This is a genomic window from Chryseobacterium sp. SIMBA_028 (assembly GCF_046535285.1).
Taxonomy (GTDB): Bacteria; Bacteroidota; Bacteroidia; order Flavobacteriales; family Weeksellaceae; genus Chryseobacterium.
This window is the reverse complement of sequence record NZ_JAWRWZ010000359.1, coordinates 1-266: the sequence shown is the minus strand read 5'-3', so window position 1 is coordinate 266 and position 266 is coordinate 1. Positions and strand designations below refer to the sequence as shown.

General features: G+C 32.3%; 1 pseudogene. It reads right to left on the bottom strand.

The annotated features are described in order from the left end of the window. A pseudogene (locus SCA31_RS23760) lies at window positions 1-266 on the bottom strand (glutamine--fructose-6-phosphate aminotransferase); the annotation flags it as partial.

Genomic DNA, 266 nt, shown 5'->3' with positions numbered 1-266 from the left:
AGATTTACCAATACTTCAGTATCAGTTTCAGATTTAAATGTAAATCCTTTTTCAGTAAGCATTTTTTTAATCGTATCATAATTTTCAATGATACCATTATGAATGATTGCTATCTTATTATTATTAGACAAATGAGGGTGAGAATTTCTATCACTTGGAACACCGTGAGTTGCCCAACGTGTATGCCCCATTCCTATTGTAGCCGTTCCTTTTAAATGGCTCGCAATATTAACAAGATCTTCTACTTTACCTTTTGTCTTTTCAAC